The sequence below is a fragment of the Jeotgalibacillus terrae genome, from assembly GCF_016908195.1.
In the GTDB taxonomy this organism is placed as follows: domain Bacteria; phylum Bacillota; class Bacilli; order Bacillales; family Jeotgalibacillaceae; genus Jeotgalibacillus; species Jeotgalibacillus terrae.
The window spans coordinates 1-1,671 of record NZ_JAFBDK010000046.1; the positions used below are offsets into that span (position 1 = coordinate 1).

1 protein-coding gene is annotated in these 1,671 nt (G+C 39.2%); it reads right to left on the reverse strand.

What is annotated here, in order from left to right; genetic code table 11:
• Nucleotides 1–45: 45 nt before the first annotated feature.
• Nucleotides 46–1,604, reverse strand: a protein-coding gene (locus JOD21_RS19160) for an IS3 family transposase (RefSeq protein WP_204731099.1) whose coding sequence is annotated in 2 segments (ribosomal slippage) — nt 46–962 and nt 962–1,604 — 1,560 coding nt in all. Because the reading frame shifts where the segments join, the coding sequence is not laid out codon by codon here.
• Nucleotides 1,605–1,671: the final 67 nt, after the last annotated feature.

A 1,671-nucleotide genomic window follows, 5' to 3' on the forward strand; every position in this document is an offset into this window, starting at 1 on the left:
TGAACTGCCCCCCGTCAAGTAGACAGTGGAAATAATAAAAGTGATTTAAGCGGCTTTCGCTCTATATTCTATAGGGCTGAGGCCGTTTAATCGTTTTTGGTATCTTTCGTGATTATAAAAATAGATGTACTCATTTATGGCAATGTTAAGTTCTTCAAAGGTCTGATACTTATGTAAATAATACTTTTCACATTTTAACGTGCCGAAAAAAGATTCCATTGGTCCATTATCAATACAGCGACCAACCCGTGACATACTTTGAGTCATTCCTGCCGCCTCTAATTTACGCTTGAACGCCTTAGAGGTGTATTGGAATCCACGATCACTATGAATCAGTGGGTGTTCTTGATGCAATCGTACGATTGCCTGGTCAAGCGTTTTAAATACCAGTTGATTATTATTAGAGTGTCCCAGCACATAGCTAACAATGGATCCGTCATAAAGATCACGAATCACACTGAGATAGGCCTTCTTAGATAGGCCATATTTAAATTCTGTCACATCCGTTACCCATTTCTCATTCGGCTTTTCAGCTGTGAATTCACGGTTTAATACGTTCTCTGCCACATGTTGAGGGGCAGAGGGTTTATATCGCTTTTTTTTGACACGAATGACAGAGCGTAAGCCAGCCAGTTTCATCAACCGATAGATTCTCTTGTGATTTAATGTCTCTTCAAACGTTCTATTCATATGAAGGGTCATCTGACGATAACCAAATATGCCCTCTACTTTTTGATAGAGCGCTTTGATCTCTTCAGTGATTTTCTGGTTCAGTCTTTCTCTGAACGAAGGGGTACGATTAAGCCATTTATAGTAGGCAGATCGTGCAATACCGGCAATGTCACAAAGCAGGGAAATGCTTAACCCTTTTTCCTGGTGAAGCGCTTGAATCGCAAGATACTTATCCTCAAATCGGATCTGACTTATTTTCGCCTCCTTTCGATCTCTTCTAACTTTTTTATGAATAAAAGCTCTGCACGTAATCGATCATTTTCTCTTTCTAACGCTTTCATTCTAAGATTCGCTTTATCTTCTGGCGTGAGTTGATCTTCCTCTTTCTTGTGCCCACGCTTATCCTTCAGTGCTTCATCTCCACCATCTTCGTACTTCTTCACCCATTGATAGACCTGTTGATAAGAAACCTGATGAGTAGAAGCTGCTTTTTGATAATCTTTTCCGTTCTTCAGACATTCAAGTACAATTTGTATGCGTTCATCCCAAGTTGTTTTTCTTCCTTTAGCCATAGAGCTCGTCCTTCCTTTTGAAGTATCTTTTAACTCTCTATGACTAGTATAATGGTTGATCCACCTTTGAAGGACACTTCTACTTGAGATTTCATATTTTTCAACAAGATCCCTTTGAGAATATTCCCCTGAGAGATAGTCATTTACAGCTGCTTCTTTTAACGCTTTTGAATATGGCTTCCATGTGGTCGAACGTTGTAACCCTTCTATACCGTACTTCTCATAAAGCTTCATCCACTCACTTAATGAATCCTCGTTAATATTGAAGTATGTGCAGAGCTCTTTTACAGTGCACTCTCTCTTTTCATAGGCTAGTAAAACGTCAGTTTTAAACTCAAGAGAATAACGTTTATAAGACATAGAAAAGCTCCCCCCTAGGCAAACAGATTTTTGTTTTTAATCTGTCTACTTAGAGGGGAGCATATCA